Annotated in this window: 22 protein-coding genes and 2 pseudogenes; 10 read left to right on the top strand and 14 right to left on the bottom strand. The window is 71.5% G+C overall.

The genetic code is table 11. The features are described from left to right. Positions 1–6: 6 nt before the first annotated feature. The 4 genes and pseudogenes from ACIRP7_RS42090 to ACIRP7_RS42075 form a co-directional block, all read right to left on the bottom strand. Positions 7–1,038, bottom strand: a complete 1,032-nt coding sequence (locus ACIRP7_RS42090; protein ID WP_403671204.1) for a CHAD domain-containing protein — start codon at positions 1,036–1,038, stop codon at positions 7–9. After that, the gene (locus tag ACIRP7_RS42085) at positions 1,019–3,388 is read right to left on the bottom strand and encodes an RNA degradosome polyphosphate kinase (protein ID WP_403671202.1); all 2,370 of its coding nucleotides are present in this window, start codon (positions 3,386–3,388) and stop codon (positions 1,019–1,021) included. The genes ACIRP7_RS42090 and ACIRP7_RS42085 overlap by 20 nt, the downstream gene beginning before the upstream one ends. A 218-nt stretch (positions 3,389–3,606) precedes the next feature. Continuing rightward, positions 3,607–3,756 (bottom strand): annotated as a pseudogene (locus ACIRP7_RS42080) (ABC transporter ATP-binding protein); the annotation flags it as partial. Continuing rightward, positions 3,753–4,085: a GntR family transcriptional regulator gene (locus tag ACIRP7_RS42075; RefSeq protein ID WP_403671199.1), complete on the bottom strand. Its 333-nt coding sequence runs from the start codon at positions 4,083–4,085 to the stop codon at positions 3,753–3,755. The pseudogene ACIRP7_RS42080 and the gene ACIRP7_RS42075, both read right to left, overlap by 4 nt. Before the next feature lie 73 nt (positions 4,086–4,158). Between ACIRP7_RS42075 and ACIRP7_RS42070 the strand changes: the two genes are divergently transcribed. From ACIRP7_RS42070 to ACIRP7_RS42045, 6 genes and pseudogenes are all read left to right on the top strand, one after another. Then, complete coding sequence (locus tag ACIRP7_RS42070) at positions 4,159–4,701, top strand: RNA polymerase sigma factor (RefSeq protein WP_037710944.1); 543 nt, start codon at positions 4,159–4,161, stop codon at positions 4,699–4,701. A gap of 58 nt (positions 4,702–4,759) precedes the next feature. Then, positions 4,760–5,587, top strand: a complete 828-nt coding sequence (locus ACIRP7_RS42065) for a zf-HC2 domain-containing protein (RefSeq protein ID WP_403671196.1) — start codon at positions 4,760–4,762, stop codon at positions 5,585–5,587. Beyond that, complete coding sequence (locus ACIRP7_RS42060) at positions 5,584–6,447, top strand: ABC transporter ATP-binding protein (protein WP_403671193.1); 864 nt, start codon at positions 5,584–5,586, stop codon at positions 6,445–6,447. Before ACIRP7_RS42065 ends, ACIRP7_RS42060 begins: the two co-directional genes overlap by 4 nt. Further along, positions 6,444–7,994 carry an ABC transporter permease gene (locus ACIRP7_RS42055; protein ID WP_403671190.1) on the top strand — a complete coding sequence of 517 codons (1,551 nt, stop codon included), beginning with the start codon at positions 6,444–6,446 and terminating at the stop codon, positions 7,992–7,994. The genes ACIRP7_RS42060 and ACIRP7_RS42055 overlap by 4 nt, the downstream gene beginning before the upstream one ends. 100 nt (positions 7,995–8,094) lie before the next feature. Beyond that, positions 8,095–8,739: an ABC transporter gene (locus ACIRP7_RS42050; RefSeq protein ID WP_403671269.1), complete on the top strand. Its 645-nt coding sequence runs from the start codon at positions 8,095–8,097 to the stop codon at positions 8,737–8,739. A 351-nt stretch (positions 8,740–9,090) separates the two neighbouring features. Beyond that, a pseudogene (locus ACIRP7_RS42045) lies at positions 9,091–9,969 on the top strand (BTAD domain-containing putative transcriptional regulator); the annotation flags it as partial. A 35-nt stretch (positions 9,970–10,004) separates the two neighbouring features. Here the strand turns inward: ACIRP7_RS42045 and mshD are convergent. Then, positions 10,005–10,931, bottom strand: coding sequence for a mycothiol synthase (gene mshD, locus ACIRP7_RS42040; RefSeq protein WP_403671187.1), 927 nt, complete (start codon positions 10,929–10,931; stop codon positions 10,005–10,007). Between the two features lie 146 nt (positions 10,932–11,077). On the opposite strand from mshD, the gene ACIRP7_RS42035 reads away from it, so the two are divergent. Beyond that, entirely contained in the window at positions 11,078–12,901 is a 1,824-nt protein-coding gene (locus ACIRP7_RS42035; protein ID WP_403671184.1) for a bifunctional metallophosphatase/5'-nucleotidase, read from the top strand. 121 nt (positions 12,902–13,022) lie between these two features. Here ACIRP7_RS42035 and ACIRP7_RS42030 read toward each other — a convergent pair whose 3' ends face one another. From ACIRP7_RS42030 to ACIRP7_RS41990, 9 genes are all read right to left on the bottom strand, one after another. Beyond that, the gene (locus tag ACIRP7_RS42030; RefSeq protein WP_403671181.1) at positions 13,023–14,786 is read right to left on the bottom strand and encodes an immunity 49 family protein; all 1,764 of its coding nucleotides are present in this window, start codon (positions 14,784–14,786) and stop codon (positions 13,023–13,025) included. Positions 14,787–14,863: 77 nt separating this feature from the next. Continuing rightward, entirely contained in the window at positions 14,864–16,906 is a 2,043-nt protein-coding gene (locus ACIRP7_RS42025; RefSeq protein WP_403671178.1) for a pectinesterase family protein, read from the bottom strand. 79 nt (positions 16,907–16,985) lie between these two features. Further along, positions 16,986–17,843: a hypothetical protein gene (locus ACIRP7_RS42020; protein WP_403671175.1), complete on the bottom strand. Its 858-nt coding sequence runs from the start codon at positions 17,841–17,843 to the stop codon at positions 16,986–16,988. A 133-nt stretch (positions 17,844–17,976) separates the two neighbouring features. After that, on the bottom strand, positions 17,977–19,440 hold the full coding sequence (locus ACIRP7_RS42015; protein ID WP_403671173.1) for a sensor histidine kinase: 1,464 nt from the start codon (positions 19,438–19,440) through the stop codon (positions 17,977–17,979). After that, entirely contained in the window at positions 19,437–20,174 is a 738-nt protein-coding gene (locus tag ACIRP7_RS42010; protein ID WP_352391679.1) for a response regulator transcription factor, read from the bottom strand. Before ACIRP7_RS42010 ends, ACIRP7_RS42015 begins: the two co-directional genes overlap by 4 nt. A gap of 109 nt (positions 20,175–20,283) precedes the next feature. Next, positions 20,284–20,460, bottom strand: coding sequence for a hypothetical protein (locus ACIRP7_RS42005; protein WP_403671170.1), 177 nt, complete (start codon positions 20,458–20,460; stop codon positions 20,284–20,286). A gap of 29 nt (positions 20,461–20,489) precedes the next feature. Then, entirely contained in the window at positions 20,490–21,674 is a 1,185-nt protein-coding gene (locus ACIRP7_RS42000) for a S1C family serine protease (protein ID WP_403671168.1), read from the bottom strand. A gap of 131 nt (positions 21,675–21,805) precedes the next feature. Next, positions 21,806–22,828 carry a LacI family DNA-binding transcriptional regulator gene (locus ACIRP7_RS41995; RefSeq protein WP_403671165.1) on the bottom strand — a complete coding sequence of 341 codons (1,023 nt, stop codon included), beginning with the start codon at positions 22,826–22,828 and terminating at the stop codon, positions 21,806–21,808. Positions 22,829–22,947: 119 nt separating this feature from the next. Next, positions 22,948–23,715 carry a response regulator transcription factor gene (locus tag ACIRP7_RS41990; protein WP_352391683.1) on the bottom strand — a complete coding sequence of 256 codons (768 nt, stop codon included), beginning with the start codon at positions 23,713–23,715 and terminating at the stop codon, positions 22,948–22,950. 118 nt (positions 23,716–23,833) lie between these two features. On the opposite strand from ACIRP7_RS41990, the gene ACIRP7_RS41985 reads away from it, so the two are divergent. From ACIRP7_RS41985 to ACIRP7_RS41975, 3 genes are read left to right on the top strand one after another with little or no spacing between them, the layout of a single operon-like run. After that, positions 23,834–24,694 carry an alpha/beta hydrolase gene (locus tag ACIRP7_RS41985; RefSeq protein WP_403671162.1) on the top strand — a complete coding sequence of 287 codons (861 nt, stop codon included), beginning with the start codon at positions 23,834–23,836 and terminating at the stop codon, positions 24,692–24,694. Positions 24,695–24,731: 37 nt separating this feature from the next. Next, positions 24,732–24,986 carry a MoaD/ThiS family protein gene (locus ACIRP7_RS41980; RefSeq protein ID WP_007382997.1) on the top strand — a complete coding sequence of 85 codons (255 nt, stop codon included), beginning with the start codon at positions 24,732–24,734 and terminating at the stop codon, positions 24,984–24,986. A 2-nt stretch (positions 24,987–24,988) separates the two neighbouring features. Further along, positions 24,989–26,146 (top strand): hypothetical protein, encoded by a 1,158-nt coding sequence (locus tag ACIRP7_RS41975; RefSeq protein ID WP_403671159.1) that lies wholly within the window; start codon positions 24,989–24,991, stop codon positions 26,144–26,146. The last annotated feature ends 96 nt before the right edge of the window (positions 26,147–26,242 follow it).

Here is a 26,242-nt window from a genome sequence, read left to right as displayed (position 1 = left end):
CCTTCTTCAGGTGTTGACCGTCTGCTTCTGCCAGCACTGCTGAAACGCGAACCGGGCCGCCTCCACCTCGTGGCGCTGGTCGGCGTGCAGGACACCCAGGGCGTAGGCGGTGGCCGGGGCTATGCGAGGGGTGCGGGCCGCGGCGGCGGCCTCGGCGGCGGCCTCCGAGGCGTCCCGGTGGCGGTCCAGGGCCTGGCCCGCGGTCAGGAGCCGTACCTCCACCGCGGGATCGCCGCCGGTGAGGGCCTCCCGCGCGTAGCGGTGCAGGCGCAGGAGGAGGCGGACCTGGTGCCAGGGGGCGTCCTGGGGGTGGGGGGAGGGGTCCGGGGAGAGGCCGTGGACGAGGGCCTCGGCGTTGTAGGGGCTGCCCGCGGTGACCAGGGGCAGGGTGGTCACCGCGGCTTCGAGACGCTCCTGGGCGGCGGTGGCCAGGGGGTGGAGGTCGGTGGTGACGGCCGTTCTCGTCAGGGGGACCTCGCTCGCCAGTACGGCGATGCTGTCGGCGACCGCGTGGAAGCGGGAGGAGCCGAGGGCCTGGAGAGCGGTGCTGTGGGCCCGGGTGCGGGCGAGGGTGAGCCGGCGGTCCAGGAGGGCGCCCGCTTTCGCCGCGCCCACCGTCAGGTTGCCGCGGTCCGGTCCGGGCACCACCGTGTGCGTCGGGAACACCGCCCCCGACAGCCTGTGCAGCGCCAGCAACAACCGCTCCAGCCGGGACTCGTACGCGTGCTCCATGCCCAAGGTCCCGGACAGCCAGGCCAGTTCGGGGCGCAGGGACTCCGACCAGTCGGGGTCCAGGAGGGGGCGGAAGGTGTGAAGGCAGGAGCTGATGCGGCGGACCGAGCGGCGCAGGGCCCGGGCCGCGTCGACCGGGTCCTGCGCGCCCGCCGCCGTACCGCCCGGGTCGCGGTGCTGGCGCAGGGCGCGGAGGAACTCGGTGGCCTGGGCCCGCAGGTAGCCCGCGAGGGCGTCCCCGGTGGGGCCCGGCGGCCCGACGTGCCCGGACCGGGGATCCGTCGGTTCAAGGTGTTGCTGTGCCACGCCGGCGCCTCCGGGCGTCTATGAGCATCTCCTGGACGTTGCGCAGGGGTTGGCCGTCCGCGTCCGTGGCGTGCCGGGTCCACTCGCCGTCCGGGCCGAGGTGCCAGGACGCGGTGGCGCTGGACATGCCGGTCTCCAGCAGCCGGTTGATGGCCGCCCGGTGGGCCGGGTCGGTGATCCTCACCAGTGCCTCGATCCGGCGGTCGAGGTTGCGGTGCATCATGTCGGCGCTGCCGATCCACACCTCGGGTTCGCCGCCGTTGCCGAAGGCGAAGACCCGGGAGTGTTCGAGGAACCGGCCGAGGATCGAGCGGACCCGGATGTTCTCGGACATGCCCGCGACGCCCGGGCGGATCGCGCAGATGCCGCGCACCCAGACGTCGACCGGCACGCCCGCCTGGGACGCGCGGTAGAGCGAGTCGATGAGCGCCTCGTCCACCAGCGAGTTGACCTTGATGCGGATGAAGGCCGGACGTCCTGCGCGGTGGTGCTGGACTTCCTTGTTCACACGGGAAATGAGGCCGTCGCGAAGGGACTTGGGGGCCACGAGGAGGCGGCGGTAGGTCTCGCGGCGGGAGTAGCCGGACAGCCGGTTGAAGAGGTCGGAGAGGTCGGCGCCCACCTGCGGGTCGGCGGTGAGCAGGCCGAGGTCCTCGTAGAGCCGGGCGGTCTTCGGGTGGTAGTTGCCGGTGCCGACGTGGCTGTACCGCCGTAGCGTGTCGCCCTCCTGACGGACCACCAGGGACAGCTTGCAGTGGGTCTTCAGGCCGACGAGGCCGTAGACGACATGGCAGCCCGCCTCCTCCAGCTTGCGCGCCCACTTGATGTTGGCGTGTTCGTCGAAGCGGGCCTTGATCTCGACCAGGACGAGAACCTGCTTGCCGGCCTCGGCGGCGTCGATGAGGGCGTCGACGATGGGGGAGTCGCCCGAAGTGCGGTACAGGGTCTGCTTGATGGCGAGGACGTCCGGGTCGTCGGCCGCCTGCTGGAGGAATGCCTGCACGGACGTCGAGAAGCTGTCGTAGGGGTGGTGCAGCAGGACGTCACGGGTGCGCAGGGCGGCGAAGATGTCCGGCGCGGACGCGGACTCGACCTCGGCCAGGTCGCGGTGGACGCCCGCGACGAACTTGCGGTACTTCAGCTCGGGGCGGTCCAGGCCGGCTATGCGGAAGAGGCCGGTGAGGTCGAGGGGGCCGGGCAGCGGGTAGACCTCCGCCTCGGAGATCTTCAGCTCGCGCACGAGGAGGTCGAGCACATCGCGGTCGATGGACTCCTCGACCTCCAGGCGGACCGGCGGACCGAAGCGGCGCCGCATGAGTTCCCGCTCCAGGGCCTGAAGGAGGTTCTCGGCGTCGTCCTCCTCGACCTCCAGGTCCTCGTTGCGGGTGACCCGGAAGGTGTGGTGCTCCAGCACCTCCATGCCCGGGAACAGCTCCTCCAGGTGGGCGCCGATGACGTCCTCGATGGGGACGTAGCGGCCGGGGGAGGACTCCAGGAAGCGGGACAGCAGCGGCGGGACCTTGACCCGGGCGAAGTGGCGGTTGCCGTTGACCGGGTTGCGCACGATCACGGCCAGGTTCAGGGAGAGGCCGGAGATGTACGGGAAGGGGTGCGCCGGGTCGACCGCCAGGGGGGTCAGGACCGGGAAGATCTGGTGCCGGAACAGGGTGAAGAGGCGGGCCTGCTCCTTCTCCTGGAGTTCGTTCCAGCGGACCAGGTGGATGCCCTCCTCCGCGAGTGTGGGGGCGACGTCCTCGTGGTAGCAGGCGGCGTGCCGGGCCATCAGCTCGCGGGAGCGGGCCCAGATCATCTCCAGCACCTCGCGCGGCTGGAGGCCGGAGGCGGAGCGGGTGGCGACGCCGGTGGCGATACGGCGCTTCAGTCCGGCGACCCGGACCATGAAGAACTCGTCCAGGTTGCTGGCGAAGATCGCGAGGAAGTTCGCGCGCTCCAGGAGGGGGGTGTTCGGGTCCTCTGCGAGTTCCAGGACCCGTTCGTTGAACGCGAGCCAGCTGCGCTCCCGGTCGAGGAAACGGCCCTGCGGGAGCTGGGCGGCACCGTCGACCGGGATCTCCTCGTACGCGTCGAGATCGGCGTCGAGGTCGGGTTCCAGATCGGAGACGGTGGCCGACACGGTGTGCGGGCGGTGCGCGGCTATGGAGCCCACGGAGGGCTGCACGTGCTGGACCTCTGCCTGGGCGTTCGACTGGCTCATGGACCCATTCTTCCGCGCCAGGAGCGAAACGGGCGCGTCGGAGGCGGCGAGCGGGAGCACGGCGGCGACCGGGGCGTCCCCGTTCCCTGCGGATCCCTCGGGCGGCGGCGAAGGCTCTGGCACAGCGGGCTTCATCCAGCGAGCCTCGCAAGCCTGTCTGAACCAACGGTTACGGCGACATGGCGTTCGGGATATCGGGGGAGGGCTCGCGGGGGTCTGTGGAGCGGGGGCGGGTGATTTTCTCGGGGGTGGGGGTGAGGTGGGTCCTGGGACGGGGGTGCGCGGTCGCGAGGCGCGAGCCGGGCTGGGAGGGCCGCACCTGCCGTGTGCCTGCCCTGTTTCTGCCGGAGCGTGCCGTCGCCGTTGGGGCCGACCAGCGCGCTGATGCGGCCCGTGGGCAGCCGGAAGGAGCAGCCGTCGAGGGCCGGGGCCCGCCTGCCGTACCGCTTGCCCAGGCCGGACGCCTCCAGGGCGACGGCCGGGGTGGTGCTGGTGGAACTCACTGGCCCCCCTTCGGGAAGTGCTCGTCGAGTACGGCGGTGAAGAGTGCGTCGACGTCCTCGCGCCCCAGGCCCGCGGACCGGGCGCGCCGGAGGCAGTCGTCGAGCTCGGTACGCAGGGGGTGTGGGCGGTGTGAGCGTCCTGTGGACGAAGGTGCGAGGCCGCGGCGGGCCTCGACCAGGCCCTCGCGTTCCAGTTCGCGGTATGCCTTGAGCACGGTGTTCGGATTGATGGCGGTGGCCTCCACGACCTCGCGGGCGGTGGGCAGCTTGTCGCCGGGTTCGAGGAGCCCCGGTCGTAGGGCCTGCTTGGTCTGCTGGACGATCTGCACGTAGGTGGCGACGCCGGAACGGTTTTTCCGGAGCCAGGTGAACCGGTCGGCCGGGGTCGTCCGATGAAGGGGCGTGAGGGAAACGAGAAGCGACGGGGATCTGCTGCGGGCCATCGCGGCGGACGGCGACCGGCGCGCCTTCGAGGAGCTGTACCGGCGGTACGCGCCCTGGCTGCTGGCCCGGCTGCGCGGCCGCTGCGCCGACGCGGGCCTGGTCGACGACGTCGTACAGGAGACGTTCCTCGCGGTGTGGCGGGGGACCGCGCGCTATCGCGAGGAAGGCGATGTGGCCGGGTGGCTGTGGCGGATCGGCTCGCGGCGGCTGATCGACGCCCTGCGCGGTGACGGGGCCCGGGGGCGGCTCAGACAGGCCCTGTCCCGCCTGCGGCACCGGGACGAGGTGTCCGCGGAGGAACGCGTGCTCGCGGGGGTGGAGCACGGGGACCTCGCGGGCGCCCTCGTCCGGCTGTCACCGGAACTGCGGGCGGTCCTGCAGGCCACGGTCATCGACGGCCTGACCACTCGCGAGGCCGCCGTCCTGCTGGGCATCCCGCCCGGCACGGTCAAGACCCGCGCGATGCGGGCCCGCAAGCAGCTGAGGGAGGCCCTCGCATGACGACCGACGCACGGTCGCAGGGCCCGGTACGGGGACGCACTCGAGAAGGTGGGGCGGCATGACCTGGCATGTGGCCGAAGAGGATCTGCGGGCGTATGCCCAGGGCGAGTTGGCCGCCCCCCTGCTGTGGTCCGCCGACACCCATCTCGCCGCCTGCGCCGAATGCCGGGGGCTGCTGGCCGGTGTCACCGACCCGGTGGCGCTGGACGCCGGGTGGGAGCGGCTGGACGCCGAACTGGACGCGCCCCGGCCCGGGTGGTTCGAGTCGCTGCTGACGCGGGTCGGGATCGCCGACCACACCGCGCGGCTGCTCGCGGCCACGCCGGTGCTCAGGCGCTCCTGGCTGGCGGCCGTGGTGTTCCTGCTGCTGGCGACCGTCGGCGCGGTGCGCACCACCGAGTCGCCGACCCTGTTCCTCGCCCTCGCCCCGCTGCTGCCGCTGGCCGGCGTGGCGCTGTCCTACGGTCCGGTGCTCGACCCGACCTACGAGATGACGGTCGTCGCGCCCACCCACGGCTTCCGGCTGCTGATGATCCGCACACTCGCCGTGCTGGTCGCCGGCCTCGGCCTCAACGGACTCGCCACCCTCGCCCTGCCCGGCTACGGCCTGCGCGCCCTGGCCTGGCTACTGCCCGCGCTCGCCCTCACGGCGACCGGCCTCGCGCTCACTCCGCGGCTCGGCCCGGTGCTCGCCCCGTCCCTGGTGGGCGGCGCCTGGATCGCCGCACTCCTCGCCGCGCAGGCCGCGCAGCAGACGGCCGCCGACCCGCTCGCGCCCTTCACCCCGGCCGGTCAGGGCGTGGCCGGAACCGTCGCCGCACTCGCCGCCGGGCTGCTCTTCCTTCTCCGTGACCGCTTCGACCTGTTCAACGGGAGCGCCGAATGACCGCCACCGTCTCTGCCTCCGGGCTCCGTCTCCGCTACGGCGGCACCCGCGCCCTCGACGACGTGTCGCTGCGGCTGACGCCCGGTGTGACCGGGCTGCTCGGGCCCAACGGGGCCGGGAAGACCACCCTGTTGCGGGTGCTCGCCACCGCCGTGCCCGCCGACCGGGGCTCCTTCACCGTGCTCGGCCACGACCCGGGCAGCTCGCGCGGACGTCAGCAGGTCCGCCGTTCGCTCGGCTATCTGCCGCAGACCCCGGGGTTCCACCCGGACTTCAGTGCCTTCGAGTTCGTCGACTACGTGGCGATCCTCAAGGAGCTCACCGACCGCACCGCACGCCACCGCGAGGTGCGCCGCGTGCTGGAGGAGGTCGACCTCGGGGACGTACGCCGACAGCGCATCAAGCGGCTGTCCGGCGGGATGCGGCAGCGGGTCGCGCTGGCCGCCGCCCTCGTCGGCGACCCCGGCTTCCTCGTCCTGGACGAGCCCACCGTCGGCCTCGACCCCGAACAGCGCATGCGGTTCCGGGAGTTGATCGCGCAGGCGGGGGAGGGACGGACCGTGCTCCTGTCCACCCACCAGACCGAGGACGTGGCGATGCTCTGCCACCGCGTCCTCGTCATGGCCCGCGGCCGCATCCTCTTCGAGGGCACCCCCGCCGAGCTGACCGCCCGCGCGGCCGGCCGGGTGTGGAGCAGCACGGAACGCGCCCCGGGCGCCAAGGCCGGCTGGCGGACCGGCACCGGCTCCTTCCGCAACGTCGGCGACCCGCCCGCCGGCGCCGACCTCCTCGAACCCACCCTGGAGGACGGCTACCTGCTCACCCTCGACGACGTGGACGCCGAGGTGGCGGCCGCATGAGCCTGGCGACGCGGACGGTGGCCGAACCCGCCGCCGTACACGAGGACGATCCGCGCCGACGAGCCTGGGCAGCCGTGTTCGCGCTCGCCCGGTTCGAGGCACGCGACCTGCTGCGGTACATCCCGGTGCTGGTGACTCTCGTGCTGTACGTCGGCTACACCGCCTGGACGCTGTTCGACTCGAAGGAGGGCATGGACGCCTTCCCGGCCCTCCAGAACACCGACCGCGACACCCAGAGCGGGCCCCTGTTCCTCGGGATCGCCCTGTTCGTGTGCGTCAACCGGTGCACGCTGCGCTCCCGCAGGCGCGGTACCGACCGGCAGTTCGACGTGCTGGTCATGGAGCCGTGGCGGCGGACGGTCGCGCATGTGCTGTCGGTGGTGCCCTTCGCCGCCGTCACCGCGCTGGTCGTGCTCGGCGAGTTCACCCGGCAGGCCCTCAGGCCGGGCGCGGTGGGCCACGGCTCACTCGCCGAACTGGCCGTCGGCCCCCTGTACGTGCTGCTGTGCGGCGCCCTCGGGGTGCTGCTCGCCCGGCTGGTCCCGTCCACGTTCGCGGCACCGGGCGGCATCGTCGCACTCTTCGTCGCCGACGTGTTCCTCTCCGCGGGCACCAGCGACGCGGAGTGGACGCGGTGGCTGTCCCCGATCGTGGTCGAGACCAGCAACAACACGGTCCTCCCGTCGGACCTCGTCGGCCGCCCCGCCGCCTGGCACGCGCTGTATCTGACGGGGCTGATCCTGCTGCCCGCCCTCTGCGCGGTCCTGGCCAGCGGCGGCCGGGCACTGTCGCTGAAGGCCGCTACGGCGGGCGCGCTCGCGCTGACGCTGGCCGGCGCGGTGGGCCAGTCCGGAGGCGTGTCACCGGAGCTGTCCGCCGCCCGTGAACAGGTTTCGGTCTCACCGCAACGGGACCAGAGGTGCGTCAAGCAGGGCACCTCGACGTACTGCGCCTTCCCCGAGTGGACCGGCCGCGCGGGCACCTGGGCGGGGGTCGTGGACCGCGTCCAGTCCCTCGCCGGCGGTACGACCGCCCGGCAGCCCCTTCTCGTACGGCAGCGGGTCGAGGCCCGTTACGGCCTGAGCGGCGACGGGGCGATCGAACCGTTCACCACCCCGCACCAGGTGACCGTCGGCACGCGGTGGGGCGGCAACCGGGTCCCCGAGTTCGCGGTCGCCGTCGCCTATGTGCTGGTCGCCGGTGACGAGTCGAAGGGCGGCGAGCTGTGCGACGGGCGGGTGGTCACCACGATGTGGCTGGCCCTGGGCGGGGTCTCCCACCCGATGACCGACCTCGCGAACGTCCGCCTCGACGACAGCGTCACCGGGTCCGCGTATGTACTCGCCCCGACCAGCGGGCTGTCCATGACGGCCGAACAGACCGATGTCGTACGGGAGTTGCTCCAGCGGCCCCGCGGCGAGGTGACGGCTTCCGTCAAGCGGCACTGGACCGAGCTGACCGCGTCGGGGGTCTCGACGGCCCAGGTGGCGCGGGTGCTGGGGACCGAGGTGCCGAAGGGGGCGAAGGATTGTGCGGACGATGAGTGACGGGGGTGTTGAGCGGGGGCTCGGGGGAGTCGGGGCGGGTGCCGGAGGTGTTTCGGGAGCCAGGGGAGCCGGGGGAGCTCGAGGCGTGAGCAGCGCGCTGATGGTGGCCGTGGCGCGGACGGTGCCGTGGCGGGCTGTCGGCGCCGGGGCGGCCGTAGGGCTGCTGGTCGTGGGCGTGCCGCGGGTGCTGTCCACCGCCCTCGACGCGTGGCTCGGCCTCAACCTTCTGCGGGCCGCCGCGCTCGGCTTCGCCCTCGGACTGACCTTCCTCCTGGACGACCCGGCCCGGCGGATCACCTCCCCCGTCCCCACCCGGCGTTGGGTCCGGACGGGACTGCGGGTGGCGCTGGTCGCCCCGGTCACCGCGCTGTGGTGGACGGCCGTACTGGTCCTCGTACCGGCGCAGGCGCGCCCCCCGGTCGGCGCGATCACCCTGGAGGCGGCGAGTACGGCCGCCCTCGCGCTGGCCGCAGCGGCCGTCGCCGTCCGCTTCACCGACGAACCCGAACCCGGCCCCTCGGTGGCGGCCGGCGTCCTGACCCTCGCCATCCTCGCCCCCCTCCTGCTCCCCACCCGCTGGGACCTGTTCGTCCCGGTGGGCGACCCGGAGTGGACGGCGGCACACGGCCGATGGGCCCTGGTGTTGACGGGCGCGGTACTGGTGGGGGTGGCGTGCGCGCGGGAGCCGGTGCGTGGCTCTGCTACGAAGAGGCGAGGATGTCGCGGCATCCGGTTCAACTCGTGACATCCGGTTCAAGGTGGCGCCGACTGTAAGGCGGGTGAAGTCCCTGGCACTGGTGCCGCAGTTGCCCGGCTAGGTTTTCCCTGCTCATGCCGTGGGGCTGCTGTCATGCCGAAATGCCTGGTGTGCGCTACTGCCGGAGCCGTCAAGCACGTCGACGACGCCTCCGAGGCGGTCGGGAAGCTGGACCCGGACGATCCGCGCAGCCTTCCCGCGGCCGTCGACAAGAACATCGACATCGACGGCATGAGGCACCAGCCGGTGTGGCGCGAGAGCCACGAACCGCTGTACCGCAACGACAACCGTCATCCCGGGGAGATCTTCGAGCAGGGCTTCCACCCATGGGACTCGTCCAAGGCCGTGGTCCGGCTCTTCGCCGACGCCGTGTCCGACGCCGACCGCGCCCCGGCCCCCGGCCACCCGCCGTTCCGGGTCGACCTCACCCCCAGCGGACAACCCGCGGTGTACGCACGGCTGATCGGCACCTACGAGATCATCGGCCTCGACACACCCGACGCCGAGCACGGCCCGCTGCTCCACGAGGCCCTGGCCATGCTCCTGCTCCACCGCGAGGGAGTGCACCCGCGGGCTCTGGCCTCCGGCCTGTGGCCCCGTGGCGTGACCGATGACGTCCGTGACGCCTTCATCGCACGCCTGCGAACCTGGCTGGGAACCGACCCAGACGGAAGCCCGCGGCTCGGCATCGGCACCACCGGGCGGCTGACCCTCGCGCCCTCCGTCGTCTGCGACCTCGACGTGCTGCGCACGCTCCACCACGAAGCCACCGCGGGCAGCGGCTCGGGCAACGCCCGGATACGGGAGCGTCTGCTCGACGACGCCCTGGCACTGGCCCGCGGCCCCCTGCTGGCCGACCGTCCCAAGGGCCGCTACACCTGGCTCTCCCACGAGGTCATGGAGACTGAGCTTCCCCTGCTGGTGGCAGACGTGGCACTGGCCCTGTCCGGCCACCACCTGGAGGCCGGCAACCCGGCACCGGCGCTCGACGCCCTCGACACGGCCTTGGCCAACGCACCGGCAGACGAGCGACTCTGGAACGAACTCCTACGCGCCGCGCACACCACGGGCGACACGGCCAGGCTCGCGTCGACGGCAGCAGCGCTCGTCGCCCGCCATCACGAGCTCACCGGCGGCGCCCGCGGCCTGCCTCCCCGCACCGAGGCGCTCCTCGACACGCTCCTGCCGGCCTGGCGTGAGGTCCAAGGCGCTGCCGGCCGGCTCCCCGTGCAATCAGCCGCAGGCCCGACTCGTCACGTCTCCGTGCGGTACATCAGGTCCGTCTCGTACGTCGTGAAACCGAGCCGTTCGTAGACCGAGACCGCCGCCTTGTTGTCGGCGTCGACGTACAGCATCGCGGTCGGCAGGCCCTGCGCGGCGAGGTGGCGCAGGCCGATCGTGGTGAGGGCCTTGCCGAGGCCGCCGCCCTGGGTGCCGGGGCGGACGCCGAGGACGTAGACCTCGCCGAGCTGTTCCGCCGCGTGGACCTTGGTCCAGTGGAAGCCGATCAGTTCGCCCTCCCGGAAGGCCAGGAAGAAGCCCTCGGGGTCGAACCAGGCCTGGGACTTGCGGTCGTCGAGGTCGCGCTGGGTGAGGGAGCCCTGCTCGGGGTGGTGGGCGAACGCGGCCGCGTTCACCGCGAGCCAGGCGGTGTCGTCCTCGCCGGGGACGAAGGTGCGGACGGTCACGTCCGCCGGGAGCACCGGGTCGGGCAGCTCCAGGCCGGTCAGGGGGCGCCGCATCTGCCGTAGCTCACGGAAGAGCGTCAGGCCCAGGACCTGGGCGAGATGGCGGGCGGCGCTGTGGCCGCCGTGGGCCCACACCCGCAGCCGCTTGCCGGAGGCGGCGAGGAGCGCGGAGCCCAGGGCGCGGCCGTGGCCGTGGCCGCGGTGGGCGGGGTGGACGACCAGCTCCGCCGCCGGTGCCTCCACCGGGTCGGTGTCCTCCAGCTGGGCGTATCCGGCCAGTTCGTCGTCCACGTGCAGCAGCAGATGGGACACGCCCTCGCGGGCGCCGCCCCGCAGCTGCAACCTGCCCTGTTCGGACACCGCTTGCCGGCCGTCGTCGTGCGCGGCCTCGGCCAGGAGCCCGAGGACCGCCTCGGTCTGTTCCGGCGAGAGCGCCGAAAGGGTCTCGATGGAGCGGGAGATGCCGGGGCGTCCGATGTCGTCGCTGGTCATGGCTACGAGGGTAAGGGGAGGTCCGGGCAAAGCGGCGGCAAAGAAGCAACCAGGATGTAACCACGAAACCTCTGTCGCGCTACGCGCGTTGACCCTAGGCTGCGCCGGACGGGGGCCACTTCCACACCCGGAACACAGGGGGGCGTATGCCAGCCATATCCCAGTCGGACCAGCCGCGCCGGTCAGGCGCAATCCGCCGCGGACGCCGCACGTACCGTCTGGTCGCCGCGGCCGCCGGTCTCGCCACCGTCGGCGCCCTCGCCGCCGCGATGCCCGCGGGCGCGCACGACAGCAAGCACGGCAAGCCGCTGCCGAGCCGCTACCAGGACGTCCAGCTGCTGTCCTTCAACGACCTGCACGGCAACCTGGAGCCGCCGTCCGGCTCCTCCGGCCGGGTCACCGAACTCCAGGCGGACGGGACGACGAAGACGATCGACGCGGGGGGCGTCGAGTACCTCGCGACCCATCTGCGCGAGGCCCGCAAGGGCAACCCGTACTCCGTCACCGCGGCCGGCGGTGACATGGTCGGCGCGTCGCCCCTCATCTCGGGTCTGTTCCACGACGAGCCCACCATCGAGGCGCTGAACAAGCTCGACCTGGATGTGACGAGCGTCGGCAACCACGAGTTCGACGAGGGTGCCAAGGAACTGGCCCGGTTGCAGAATGGCGGCTGTCACCCCACCGCCGGCTGCTACTCGGACAAGAAGTTCAAGGGCGCCGACTTCCCCTACCTCGCGGCGAACGTCCTGGACGAGAAGACCGGCAGGCCGATCCTCAAGCCCTACTGGGTGTGGAAGAAGAACGGCGTCAAGGTCGGCTTCATCGGCGTCACCCTGGAGGACACCCCGGGTGTCGTCTCGGCCGAGGGCGTCAAGGGCCTGAAGTTCAAGGACGAGGTCGAGACGATCAACAAGTACGCGCGCGTGCTCCAGAAGCAGGGCGTGAAGTCGATCGTGGCGCTCATCCACGAGGGCGGGCAGCCGGCCTCGGGCTCGTACAACTACAACTGCGACTCGCCGGGCGCCGGTGACGGCATCTCCGGCCCGATCGTCGACATCGCCAAGAACATCTCGCCGTCCGTCGACGCCCTGGTCACCGGCCACACGCACGCCGCGTACGTCTGCACGATCCCCGACCCGTCGGGCAAGCCCCGCATGGTCACCTCGGCCGCCTCCTTCGGCCGCCTCTACACGGACACGACGCTGACGTACGACCGCTTCACCGGCGACATCGCCCGTACGGCCGTGAAGTCGGCGAACCATGTGGTCACCCGGACCGTCGCCAAGGCGCCCGACATGACCGAGCTGATCAGCAGGTGGAACACCCTCGCGGCGCCCATCGGCAACCGCGCGATCGGTTACATCGCCGCCGACGTCCCGAACACCGGCACCGAGTCCCCGATGGGCGACCTGATCGCCGACGCGCAATTCGCGTACGGCAAGAAGCTCGACCCCGAAACCGACCTCGCACTGATGAACCCGGGCGGGGTCCGGGCCGGTCTGACCTACGCGGCCAAGGGGACCGAGGGCGACGGCGTGGTGACGTACGCCGAGGGCTTCACCGTGCAGCCGTTCTCCAACACCGTGAACCTCCAGGACTTCACCGGGGCGCAGCTGATCAAGGTGCTTCAGGAGCAGGTGAGCGGGTCCAACGCGGCCTCGCCGAAGATCCTGCAGCCGTCCACCGGCCTCACCTACACGCTCGACCTGACGAAGACCGGCGCGGACCGGATCGTCGTGGACTCCGTGAAGCTGAACGGGACGGCCATCGACCCGGCGGCCACCTACCGCGTCGCGACCAACAGCTTCCTCGCGGGCGGCGGCGACGGCTTCACCACGCTGGGCCAGGGCACGGGCGACCTCGTCGGCGGCGACGACCTCGCCGCTCTCGTGGACTACCTGACGGCCAACTCCTCGGCGACCGGCCCGATCGCACCGCCGGCCGCGAACCGGATCGCGGTCGTTCAGTAACTCTCGGAAAACCCCGGCCCCGCCGACCACCCACCGCCGCACCGGGCGGACGGGTGGTCGGCGGGGTCTTTTACGTCCGCTACGCCAACGATGTCGTCCTGGAGACTCACCCGGCACGTCCTCAGAACGGCTTCGCCGCCTCCACGATCCGCTTCGGCAGATACGGGGAGCTCACCCTGATCTCCCAGCCCCGGCGGCGTGCGTGGCAGGTGAGGGCCAGGATGTCGAGGTTGACGGCGGCGTCGGGGTCGGAGGGGCGGTCGGCCACGGCGTAGTGGTCGCGGTGGGCCGTCAGGGCGTCCAGGAGGGCCAGGTTGAAGCTCTCCTCGTCGCCCTCGACGAGCTGGGAGAAGAGCACCACGGGCGGCGGCAGGAGCCCCTGGTCGCGGGCCTTGCCCGCGTCCCGCAGGGCCTGGTCCGTGGCGGGCTCGGGGTCCTCGCCGCGCAGGTAGGCGTGCAGGGCCCGGCGGTAGGAGGCCGACACGGAACGGTCCGGGCCGACACGCTCCGGCCCCGCCAGCACCAGCGGCGCCAGATGCTCCCGCCGGCCCGTGATCAGCGCGAGGTGCACCGCCCGGTGCCAGGCACCCGGACCGGCGTCCTCGTCCCGGCAGGCGGGGTACGTCACGGTCCTGCCGTCGATCGTCACCGGCACGTCGGTGCCGGGTTCCGCCAGCGTCGTACGGAACAGCGCGGCCCCCAGCTCCGCCGCCAGCCGCAGGTTCTCCAGCTGGGCGTCGCTCGCGTCGGCCGTGTGCGCGGCGCGGGTCCGGAACAGGAGCTCCTGGTAGGTGACGGCGTAGGCCAGCTCGAAGGTGGTGAGCGACTTGCCCGGCACCGGGGTGACGGCGTCCCGGGTGTACCGCTCGAACTGCTCCTCGCTGTCCGGGTCCAGCGGGCGCGGCTCCAGGCAACGCCCGAACTCCACCACCCCCGCAGCCAGTTCCGCCACCGCGTCCGGGCGGCGGTCCCGGCCGTAGGGCCCCACCCGCGGCGGCGTGGCCCGGAACCCGGTGACCAGCGCGTCCGGCAGGTAGTCGCTGTCGACGGCCGGCGGCCAGCCCTCCTCGCGGTACGCCAGCGCCGTCAGGGCGATCGGCAGCAGCGGGAGGAGACTGCCCGGACGCGCACCGGGCCCGGGCGTGCCGGTGAGCGGCTTCAACAGCCGTACGACCGCCTCGCCGAACCCCTTCCGGTCGCCCGCGGTCAGCGCGCGCAGCGCCTGCAGCCCGATGCCGTACGGCTGGTCGGTGAGGTGTTCCCCGGTCTCCGTCTCCCGCGTCCGGACCCGGTCGAGCGCCGCGTCGAGCGCGGTGAGCTTCTGCTCGCGGGAGGGCGGGTAGCCGGCGTCGTCGTCTGCGGTGTCGCCGATGACGTACGCCATGAAGCCGTTGATCAGCTCGGCGTCGGGGTGGCCGGATCGGCCCTCCAGCGGGGCCTCGCGGGCGAAGTGGAAGGCCTCGCCGTGCCATTGGGTCTTCTCGGCGAGGATCGCCAGACAGAACGCGTCCAGCCACCTGGCGGCGGTGACCGGCTCCGGGGTGCCGCCGGGCTCGCGGTCGTAGACCAGGCCCCAGTTCGGGTAGGTGAGGAAGACCTCGAAGTGGTCGCGCGGGAAGTACGCCGCGTACGCCACCGCGCCGGCGGCCGCCTCGGCGGCGTCCTCCAGGATTGCCTTCGCCTCGGGGGAGTGCAGATCGGGGGTTTCCACCGAGAGCGCGCCGAGATACTCGACGAACTCCTGGGCGATCAGCCACCACTCCCACGCCGTCACCGGGCCGGCCTTGGACAAGGAGTGGACCTGCGATCCGATCCTGTTCGCGAAGTCCTTCCGCACCGCCGAAACGGCTGCCTCGCCGACCCGATGCCTTTCGATACGCACCATTGTTCCGCTCCCCCGTCAGTCCTTCTTCAGCTGAACAACCAGCCTAGAACGAGGCACTGACACAGGAGCGGAGCAGATCAGGCCGCGCTCGGCGTCCAGTCGCCCAGCCAGTCCGCGACCTCCTGGCCGGTCGCCTGGGCGTCGGTCAGCTGCGGCCGGTCGGAGGAGGCCGCACCCGAGCCCGCGCCGGTGTTCTTGTACTCCGCGAACCGGTCGTCCTTCCAGGAGAAGCCGCTCATGTCGGTCCACGGCGTGGACCTGATCGCCGCGCTCAACGACGTGTTGCGGACCGTGGTCTGCGGGTCGAGGGTCGTGTCGCCGCCCGCGTGCCAGGGGCGGCCGAGGTAGAAGCTCGCGGAGGAGACGTCCCCGTTCACCGTCGAGTTGGCGATGAGGATGCCCTTGCGGCCCGCGGCGGTGCTGGGCGCGGTGACGTAACCGGCCGAGGTGCCGTTCCAGCGCTTCTTCAGCGTGATGACGGACTTGTCGATCACCGCGGTGGCCCGGCCGAAGATGAAGTCGACGTTGCCGACGACGTAGGAGTTCTTCATGTAGACCCGGCCCAGCTTCTCCTTGGCCGCGGTGTCCACGAGGAGCGTGTCCTGGTCGCCGCTGACGATGACCCCGTCCAGGAACACCTTGTCGGCGGCGGTGCGCAGGGCGACCGCCTGGTTGGCGATGTCCTGGTGACTGGCCTCGTCGAAGTCGTTGGAGATCGACAGGTTGCGGGCCTGGAAGTCGTCGGCCTCCACGGCGACGGTGGCGCTGCCGCCGGTGCCGTACGTGCCGGAGCCGTCGGGCTTGGGCGTGCCGGACGCGTTGTTGTAGACGATCACCGTGTCGTTACGGCTGGAGCCCGTGCCCTGGATGGTCACATGCGGCTTGTTGGACGGCACCTTGACCAGTTCGCGGTACGTCCCCGGCTTCACGGAGATCACCACGCGCGAGGGGTTGTTCGCCGGTACGGCGTTCACCGCGGCCTGCACGGTCGAGTACTGCCCGCTGCCGTCCTTGGCGACGGTGAGGGTGGTGGCCGCCGCGGCCTGGGTGGTGATGCCGGCCGTCGTACCGATGGAACTGCGCGGCCCCGCACCGGACTTGAGCAGGGCGGGCACGTCGGCGGTCTTGTCGAGCGTGTAGGCGTAGTACGTCTTCGGGTCGAAGGCGGTGCCCCCGCTCTCGTTCCTGCCGCTGGTGTCCACGAAGGTGTTGCCCTTCTGGACGATGCTCGCGGTGCTGTCCTTGATGACGGGGTTCTTGAAGCCCTGGAACCAGGAGTTCTCCAGGACCATCCTGGTCGCGCCGCGCGAGTAGTTGCCGTAGGAGGAGGCGATGTCCGTCCCGGCCACGTCCTCCAGGAAGTTGTTGTAGAGGTGCGCGTGGGCGGCGTTGTCGGTGGACGGGTTGCGCTGCTCCGTCTCCCGCACCCAGTTGTGGTGGATGGTGATGTCGGTGACGACGTTCTCCGTCCAGCCGATGCCGAACGCCTTGTTGTCCTGGCTGAGTTTGTTCCAGGAGACCGTCACATAGGTGCTGTCCTTGCGGACGTCGATGAGTCCGTCGGCCATGTGCCGCAGGTCGTTGTGGTCGATCCACACATGGTGGGCGCCGTCCATCTGGATGGCGTCGAAGTCGTGCTCCTTGTCGTTCCACACACCCTGGTAGGCGTCCCGGATCGTCAGGTTCCTGATGATGACGTTGTGGACGCCGGAGCCGAGGAAGAAGCCGCCGCCGACGATCTGCCCGGAGGTCCCGGACCCGACGATGGTCTTGTTGCTCTGGACCTTGATCTCTTTCCCGACCGGGTCCATGGTGATCGTCGCGGCGACGACGATGACGTACGGCTCGCTCGCCGTCGCGTACTTCTCCAGGTCGGCGAGCGTCTTCACCGTCACGATCCGACCGTCCCGGCCGCCGTACGTCCCGTTCTGCCCCAGCGCGTCGACGGAGGCGAAGCCGTCCGCGGTGGCGGTGGCCCAGGCGGGAGCGGCGTTCGTCGCGGCGGAGGCCTCGGGCTGGGAGCCGGGAAGCAGGCCGTAGGCGAGTCCTCCCGCGGCCGTCAGGGCGAGCGGAACACCGAGGGCGAGAGCGGTGGTTCGGCGTCGGCGATGCTGGGCCATGAGGTCATCCGTTCCGTGTGGGGGTAGCGACCGCAGTGCAGTCGCCGCCCCCACACGGAAGGTTGCCGCCCGAATCGGCCTACTTGGCGCAGGACTTCGGGTCGAGGTTCTCCTGCCACTTGTCCTCACGGCCGTCGGGCTGGCCGTTGGGCAGGAGCTTGTCGGAGATGCCGTCGATGTAGTAGCCGTACGAGTAGATCGTCTTCCAGCTCGCGTCCCGGCCACGCCAGGTGTGCGTGGTGACCTCGCCGTCGCCCTTGTTCCACTGGTAGTCCTCGACGGAGAACACCGGGTTCACGCGGACCACCCGCTGGTACGGCGTCCAGGTGGTCGCCACCTGGGTGCACGGCGGTATCGACTTCTCGCTGCGCCGCTCGAAGGACGAGGACTTCTCCCAGCCCCACTCGTAGCCGGCGCTGCCGCCCACGGTGCCGGAGAAGATGCTCTTGGCCAGCGAGAGGCTGATGCTGGCGCCGACGCTCTTCTTGGCGAAGGTCTTGGTGCTGTACCCGCTGACGAAGGTCACCTTGTCCTCGGTCGTGCCGTGGTTGCCGGTCCACTCGGAGGTGCGCACGGGCTCGCCCTTCACGGACCAGGTCGAGGACTGCGCGTACCCGCACCAGCCGCGGAACAGCTCCCACGGTCCGGCGGGCACCCACAGCCCGAACACGTCCCGCAGGTACTCGTCGCGGGTCTTGAACTCGCCGGTGTCGACGTTGAGCGCGCCGTAGACGCCGGTCAGGCTGGTCTCCTGGCTGCACAGCCGGTCCAGCATGACGTCGGTGTTCCCGGGGTCCACGCCCCGGACGTTCTGGGCCCCGCCGGGACCGGCGGCCTGCGCGGTCCCCGAACCGGCCAGCAGCCCGGTGACGGCGAGGGCCGCGGACGCGGCGGCGAGGGCACTCTTCTTCAGAGTCGAGGTACGAAACAGACGCATGGGGGGTTCTTCACTCCTGAGTGCTGAGGACAGGTGCGTGGGGCACCTGTGCGACGACTCAGGAAGCTGTCAGAGAACCCGCGAGTAGGGTCGAGAACGCGAGAGGTTTGACAGGACATCGACAGCTTGGCGGTCACTGCACGGCGGCGGGAGCCTCCGGTGGCGGAGTCGGCGCCCCCGGCAGTCGTACGGTCGCGACGGTGCCGCCGCCCTCGGCGGGACCGAGGGTGACCTCGCCGCCGGCCTGCTGGACGGTGCGGGCCACGATGGACAGACCGAGGCCGGATCCGGGCAGGGCGCGGGCGTCCGGGGAGCGCCAGAAGCGGTCGAAGACGTAGGGGAGTTCGTCGTCGGGGATGCCGGGACCGTGGTCGCGGACGGTGAGGACGCCTTGGATGAGCTGGACGTCGACGATCCCGCCCTCGGGGCTGAACTTCACCGCGTTGTCGAGGACGTTGACCACGGCGCGCTCCAGGGCGGCCGGTTCCGCGCGGGTGTACCAGGGCTCCAGCGAGGCATTGATGGTCAGCTCCGGGCCCCGCAGCCGCGCCCGGCGCAGGGCCGACTCGACGGCGTCCTCCAGGGACACCACCTGCACCCGCTCCCCGCGCTGGCCCTCCGAGCGGGACAGCTCCTGCAAGTCGCCTATGAGGGCGGCCAGTTCGGTCATCTGCGCCTTCAGGGAGGCGAGCAGTGCCTTGCGGTCGGCCTCGGGGATGGGGCGGCCGGTCTCCTCGCTGCGGGTGAGGAGTTCGATGTTGGTGCGGAGGCTTGTCAGCGGGGTGCGCAGCTCGTGCCCGGCGTCGGCGATGAGCTGCTGCTGGAGCTCGCGGGAGCTGGCGAGTGAGCTCGTCATCGAGTTGAAGGACCGGGACAGCCGGGCGACCTCGTCCTCGGCGTCCTCCTCGACGGGGATCCGGATGCCGAGGTCCTCGGTCCTGGCCACGTGCTCGACGGCCTCGGTGAGCTTGTCGACGGGACGCAGACCGGCACGGGCGACGAAGAGGCCCGCGGCGCCGGCACCGAGGACTCCGATGCCGGAGACGAGGAGGAGGATGAGGGCGAGGTCGTTGAGTGTCTTCTCGGTGCTGTTCAGCGGGAGGGCGATGAGGATGGCCGCCTTGGAAGTGGCCCCCGTGCCCTTGTCCGCGACCGTGTAACCCGGCAGCGCGAGGACACGGACGCTGTTGCCGTCCGCGTCGGTGCTGTTGTGGAAGACACCTTGACCGACCTGCCCGTTTTTGATCAGGTCTTTGTCGGTCTGGGTGACCTTGACCGCGCCGAGGGAGTACGGGAAGACACAGGTCTTGCCGCCCTCCGCGACCACCTGGAAGTAGGAGTTGCGAGGGCCGTCGTTGTTCTGCGGGGAGGTCTGCGTGGTGCAGTCGTTGACCGCGGCGTCGGCCTGAGCTCCGAGCCCCGGTCCCCGCAGAGACTTCTGCAGGTCGTTGTCCACCTGGTCGTACAACTTCCCCTGCACGATGAACCAGCACGTCACCGACACCGCCGCCACCGCGAACGCCACCGCCGCCGCCACCAGCAGCGCCAGCCGGGACCGGAGCGGAAGGGACCGGTAGCGCCGTACGAGCCTCTTCACTCCGCGCCGCCCTGCCGCAGGACGTACCCCACGCCCCGCACGGTGTGCACGAGCCGCGGTTCGCCGCCCGCCTCCGTCTTGCGGCGCAGGTACATCACGTAGACGTCCAGCGAGTTGGAGGACGGCTCGAAGTCGAAGCCCCACACCGCCTTCAGGATCTGCTCCCGGGTCAGCACCTGGCGCGGGTGCGCCATGAACATCTCCAGCAGGGTGAACTCGGTCCGGGTCAGTTCCACCGGCCGCCCCGCCCGGGTCACCTCACGTGTCGCGAGGTCCATCCGCAGGTCGGCGAAGGTGAGCGCCTCGTCGTCCGCGGCGGATGCCGCCTCGGCCGCCGCCGCGTAGGAGCTGCGCCGCAGCAGCGCACGGACCCGGGCGAACAACTCGTCCAGCTCGAACGGCTTGACCAGGTAGTCGTCGGCGCCCGCGTCGAGCCCGGTGACCCGGTCGCCGACCGTGTCGCGGGCCGTCAGCATCAGGATGGGGGTCGTGTCGCCGGCGCCCCGGATGCGGCGGGCGGCCGTGAGCCCGTCCATGCGGGGCATCTGGATGTCGAGGACGACCAGGTCGGGCCGGTACGCGGTCGCCTTGTCGAGCGCGTCGGCGCCGTCCACGGCGACCTCGGTGTCGTAGCCCTCGAAGGCGAGGCTGCGCTGGAGTGCTTCGCGCACCGCCGGTTCGTCGTCGACGATCAGGATGCGCTGGGGGTCACGGTCGCCTTCGGCGGGACTCATGGCTGGGGATTCCTCGGGTGCGGTGGGGAGAACAGGGGGCTGAAGGTAGTGAACGCTTTCAGCCTCGCACGGTTCCCCAGTGGCGCTGCGGGACGTGCTCTCTCAAGGGTCAGCCGCGTACGGTACGGCGGCTGCGGGCGGCGCTCACCCCGCGGCGGGCCACCGCCGTGGACGCCACCTCGGGCGCCCGGGGCGCCGGGGCGTGCAGTGCGTACGCCACTTCGAGGGCCAGGGCGAACCCGGCCGGGTCGGTACCGGCCACCGTGTGCGAAACCTGCTTGATCATGGCGTACTCCTCGCGAGGGTCGAAGGGGGTCAGCTGTCCGAGCCGCCGGCCCGCAGCGTGGCCAGGTCGGACTTGACGGTGTTGATCGGGATGGAGAAGCCGAGACCCGCGCTGCCGGCCGTGGACGAGTCCGAAGTGGCCGAGTACATCGCCGAGTTGATGCCGATGATGTTGCCGTTCATGTCGATCAGCGCGCCGCCGGAGTTGCCCGGGTTCAAGGACGCGTCCGTCTGGATCGCCTTGTACGTCGTCGTGGACGAGCCGGTGTCGCCGTTGAACTGCCGGCCGCCGAACTCGAACGGCCACTGGCCGCTGCCGCCGCTCTGGCCCTGGTTCTGGCTCTGGCCCTCGTCGGTCGCGACCGTCACGTCCCTGTTGAGGGCGGAGACGATGCCGCTGGTCACGGTGCCGGTCAGGCCCTCGGGGGAGCCGATCGCCACGACCTCGTCGCCGACCTGGACGCCGTCGGAGTTGCCGAGGGTGGCCCGGGTCAGACCGGAGGCGTTCTCCAGCTTGATGAGGGCGAGGTCCTTCTTGCTGTCGGTGCCGACGACCTTCGCGGTGTAGGTCTTGCCGTCGCTGGTGCTCACCTTGACGGAGGTGGCGCCGGAGATGACGTGGTTGTTGGTGATGATCTCGCCGTCGCTGGTGATGATCACGCCGGAGCCGGTGGACTCCCCGGCGTTCGAGGTGGCGTTGATCTCGACGATGCTGGGGCTGACCGCCTTGGCGACCCCGGAGACCGTGCCCTTGGCGGAGGACGGCACCACGTTGGTGCTGGTGCTGCTGGAGGCGACCGTGTCGTTGCCGGTCAGCTCCTGGATGCCGTAGGCGGTGCCGCCTCCTATCGCCGCGGCGACGATCGCGACGGCGGCGAGGAGGGCGAGGGGGCCGCGGGTGCGCCGCTTCGGAGCGGGAGCGGGCTCCGCGGGGGCCGCGGTGAGGAGAGCGGTTCCGCCGCCGTTGCCGTCACCGCCGTACGAACCGGCGCCCTCGGAGGCGAAGGCGGCGCGCTGAGCCTGCTGCCCGCCCGGCCACACGGTGGTCGGCTCGACGACCGGCTGCTGGGCCGGCGCCGCGGGCTGCGCGGGCGGCTGGGCCGGCGGGGGCGGCCACTCGGGGTTCACGGGCGACGAAGCGTGCTGCTGCTGGGCGCCCTGGTAGGGGTTCTCGTACTGCTCGTACTCGCCGTCGCGGCGGAAGCTCTCGGTCATGACAGCAAGCTTGTCCCGCGACCATGAGAGCTCCCTGAGTGCTCCCTGAGAAGCCCGGCAGAACCGCGTATGCCCGATATAAAGGCGCCGCTGGCCTTGGGCCAGGTGTTCTCAGACGGTCTTCAGAAAGCTCACTCGCAGCCGCAGGACCGCCGCACGACCAGCTTCGACGGGAACACCTTCAGCCGCTCCCGGCGGGAGCCGGTGACCCGCAGCCCGTCGTCCAGCACCAGGTCCACCGCGGCCCGGGCCATCGCCGACCGGTCCGACGCGATGGTCGTCATCGGCGGATCCGCGAGCGCGGCTTCCTTGATGTCGTCGAACCCGATGACCGCCAGCTCGCCCGGCACGTCGATGCGCAGCTCGCGCGCGGCCCGCAGCAGGCCGATCGCCTGGTCGTCGGTGGAGCAGAAGATGGCGGGCGGGCGATCGGGCCCGGAGAGCACCCCGAGCGCCACCTGGTAGGCGTCGTAGCGGTTGTACGGCGCCTCGAAGAGCCGTCCCTCGGTCGGGAGGCCGGCCTCGTCCATGGCCTGCCGCCAGCCCTGGACGTGGTCGGAGACCGGGTCGCCGACCGCGGGGGTGTCGGCCGTGCCGCCCATACAGGCGACGTAGGGGTAGCCGTGGCCCAGCAGATGCTCGACGGCGGTCTTCGCGCCGGTGAGGTCGTCGAGGACGACGGCGACGTCGTCGATCGCCTCCGGCCGCTCGTGCAGCAGCACGACCCGGGCGTCCCAGGCGTCGATCTCGGCGGCGGCGTTGTCGTTCAGCGCGTGCGAGACCAAAATCAGCCCCGAGACCCGCATCCCGAGGAACGCCCGCAGATAGTGGACCTCGCGCTCGCCGATGTAGTCGGAGTTCCCGACCAGCACCATCTTCCCGCGCTCGGAGGCGGCCTGTTCGACCGCGTGCGCCATCTCCGCGAAGAACGGCTGGCGCGCGTCCGGCACGATCAGGCCTATGAGGTCGGTGCGCCGCGACGCCATCGCCTGGGCCACCCGGTCGGGCCGGTACGACAGCTCCTTGATCGCGGCGAGGACACGCTCGCGCGTGGCCGGGGCGACCGGCCTTGGTCCGTTGTTGATGACATAGCTGACGACGGCGGTGGACGTCCCCGCCAGTCGCGCCACGTCATCCCTGGTTACCTTGGCCACGCGCGGAGTCTACGCGGATGGACCCGCTCTGGGCAGGGCGTGAAGGAGGTCCCCGTGCTCCCGCGGTGAGGCGTGCGGGGGTGCATCGGTTCCGGAGCCATGCCCATCCGCGGGACCCGCTACGCCTCTACGTCTTCGAGGGCGGCACTCTCGTCCGCATCCTCCGCCTTTGCCCGGTCCGCCTTGGCCTTCGCCTCGTCGGTGACCCGGTCGCCCTTCTCGGGAGTAACGAATCGATAACCGACGTTGCGGACCGTCCCGATCAGCGACTCGTGCTCGGGGCCGAGCTTCGCGCGCAGCCGTCGTACGTGCACGTCGACCGTCCGGGTGCCGCCGAAGTAGTCGTAGCCCCAGACCTCCTGCAGCAGCTGCGCGCGCGTGAAGACGCGGCCCGGGTGCTGGGCGAGGTACTTCAGGAGCTCGAACTCCTTGAAGGTGAGGTCGAGGACCCGGCCCTTGAGCTTCGCGGAGTAGGTCGCCTCGTCGACCGAGAGGTCGCCGTTGCGGATCTCCATGGGGGAGTCGTCGTTCACGATCTGCTGGCGGCCCATGGCGAGACGCAGCCGCGCCTCGACCTCGGCCGGACCGGCGGTGTCGAGGAGGACGTCGTCGATGCCCCAGTCGGCGGTGACGGCCGCGAGGCCGCCCTCGGTCACGACGAGGATGAGCGGACAGCCGGGCCCGGTGGAGCGCAGCAGCTGGCACAGGCTGCGGACCTGGGGCAGATCACGGCGTCCGTCGATGAGGATGACGTCGGCACCCGGGGTGTCGACGAGTGCGGGGCCCTCTGCCGGAGCCACACGCACGTTGTGCAGGAGCAGGCCGAGGGCGGGAAGCACCTCCGTCGACGGCTGGAGGGCATTGGTCAGGAGCAGCAGAGAACTCATATGTCTGGTTCCTCCTCGGTCCCGCGAGGTCATGGCCTTCGTATACAGGGGTATCCGAAAGCACAAAAGGACCCGGGGGCTGCGTTGCCCGAGTCCTCTTCCGACGAGAATAGCCCACATGAGCATTGATCCGGCAGGTCGTGTGGTGCGTTCCACGGTGAGTCCGCACTCTGAGACGCGCAGACATGCACCTATACGGACGTTTCTGCACACCGACGATGGTGTGACGATCGATTCCGTATACGATCCGCCCTCCTTCGTATACGAAGCCTCCCGGCCACCCGCCCGTGACCTGGTGTTCGTCGTCGCGCACGGTTTCACCGGCGATGTGGATCGCCCTCATGTTCGCCGGGTGGTGAACACGTTCACCCGGTACGGCGCCGTCGTCACCTTCTCCTTCCGCGGCCACGGAGCCTCCGGCGGGCGCTCCACGGTCGGCGACCGCGAGGTGCTGGATCTGGCCGCCGCGGTGTCCTGGGCGCGTGGGCTCGGCCACACGCGCGTGGTGACCGTCGGCTTCTCGATGGGCGGTTCGGTGGTGCTGCGGCACGCGGCGCTGTACCGGCCGGAGGCCGACGGGCACACGGACGCGCACGCGGACGCGGTGGTCTCGGTCAGCGCACCGGCCCGCTGGTACTACCGCGGCACGGCCCCCATGCGAAGACTCCACTGGCTGGTGACCCGCCCCGAGGGCCGCCTGGTGAGCCGCTACGGATTCCGCACGCGCATCCACCACCGCGACTGGGACCCCGTCCCCCTCTCCCCGGTGGAGTCGGTCCCGGGGATCGCCCCCACCCCGCTCCTGATCGTCCACGGCGACCGCGACGGATACTTCCCCCTCGACCACCCGCGGATGCTCGCGGAGGCCGCCGGCGACCACGGTGAGCTGTGGATCGAGCCGATGGGCCATGCCGAGCACGCGGTCGGCGACGAGCTGCTGGACCGCATCGGGGACTGGGCTGTCACAGCGGCCGGATAGCCTGGCGGCATACACCACCGATCGATTGAGGAAGTGGATGCCAAAGGTCACGGTGCGCTACTGGGCCGCCGCGAAGGCCGCGGCCGGGATCGCCGAGGAGCCGTTCGACGCGGCCACACTCGCCGAGGCGCTGGACGCGGCACGCGAGCGACACCCCGGCGAACTCGTGCGTGTCCTGCGGCGATGCTCGTTCCTCGTCGACGGTGACCCCGTGGGCACCCGCGGACATGAGACGGTACGGCTGGCCGACGGCGGCACGGTCGAGGTGCTCCCGCCGTTCGCAGGAGGGTGACGATGACGAACCAGCCGTACGAGGGCTACGACCAGTACCCGCAGCAGGGCTGGCCGGCCCAGCAGGGGTACGACGACGAGGCCCAGGCAGCCCAGCAGTACACCCAGCAGTGGCAGGGCCAGACCTGGGACACCCAGGTGCACCGACCGGTCCAGGCCGCGGGAGAGGCGGCGTACCTGCCGCAGCAGGGCTACGAGGGCGAGCCGCAGGGGTACGGCCAGGGGTACGGCCAGGGGTACGGTCCCGCGCAGGGCGGCCCCGCCCCGGCGACTCCGGCGGCCGGTGCGTACGGCGCCCCGGCCCCGGGGCACCCCGCGCCCGATGCCTCCGGCGCCCCGGCCCCGGGGCACCCCGCGCCCGATGCCTCCGGCTACGGCCCCGCCACCGTCGCCGGCAACGCGCGCATCACCGACGCCCAGCGCGCCCGCCTCGAAGGCCGGTCCCCGATCATCGAGCCCGGCATCCAGCCCGCCGCGCTCACCGCCCTGCTCGGCCTGCTGCTCTCCGGTGCGGCGGCCGTCGGGTCGTACGCCCTCCTTGTGCCCCTCGTCGTCCTCCAGGCCGTGACCGCGGCCGGCTGGTTCCGGCTGAACGGCATGTGGCCCGCCCGGCAGGGCATCGCGCTGGCGTTCCTCGGGGCGCTGGTGGCGGACGCGGCCCTGCTGACGGCCGGCCGGGAGAACGCGCCCGCGGCGATCCTCGGCACCCTCGGCGTCTGGGTCCTGCTCAGCCTGGTGCTGCAGCTCCGCTCGCACGCCGACGCCGACGAGCGGATGTACGGCCTGATGGCGACCGTCGCCTCGGCGGCCCTGGCGATCGTGGCGACCGGCCACCTCGCGGCGGACCCGGACGCGGTGACGGTCGGCGCGGCCGCGGTGGCCGTGGCGGTCCTGGCCCGCGCGCTGCCCCTGCCGACCCCGGCCTCCGTGATCGTCGCCCTGCTCGCCGCGGCGGGCGCGGGCATCGCGGTCGGCGGGATGACGGGCCTCGGTGCGAAGGGTGCCTTCCTCGGCGCGGGCGCCGCGGTGTGCGCGCTGATCGGCCACCGGGTCGCGAGCTACGACTACCCCTCCCGCTTCGTGCACTTCACGGCGGGCGTGGCCCTCCCGCTGGCCGCGTCGGCTCCGGCGGTGTACGTCCTGGGCCGGGCGATCGGCTAGGTGTTCTGTCCTGGGAGGTTGTGGACAGGTGAGCCAGGTCTCGACTGAGGGATCTTGAACGGATGAGGGCCTTCCGGTTCGGTGTGGATTGCGACG

It is taken from the genome of Streptomyces sp. NPDC102270 (assembly GCF_044766405.1).
GTDB lineage: Bacteria > Actinomycetota > Actinomycetes > Streptomycetales > Streptomycetaceae > Streptomyces.
The sequence above is the reverse complement of the archived record's forward strand: the minus strand, read 5'-3'. Positions and strand labels throughout refer to the sequence as shown.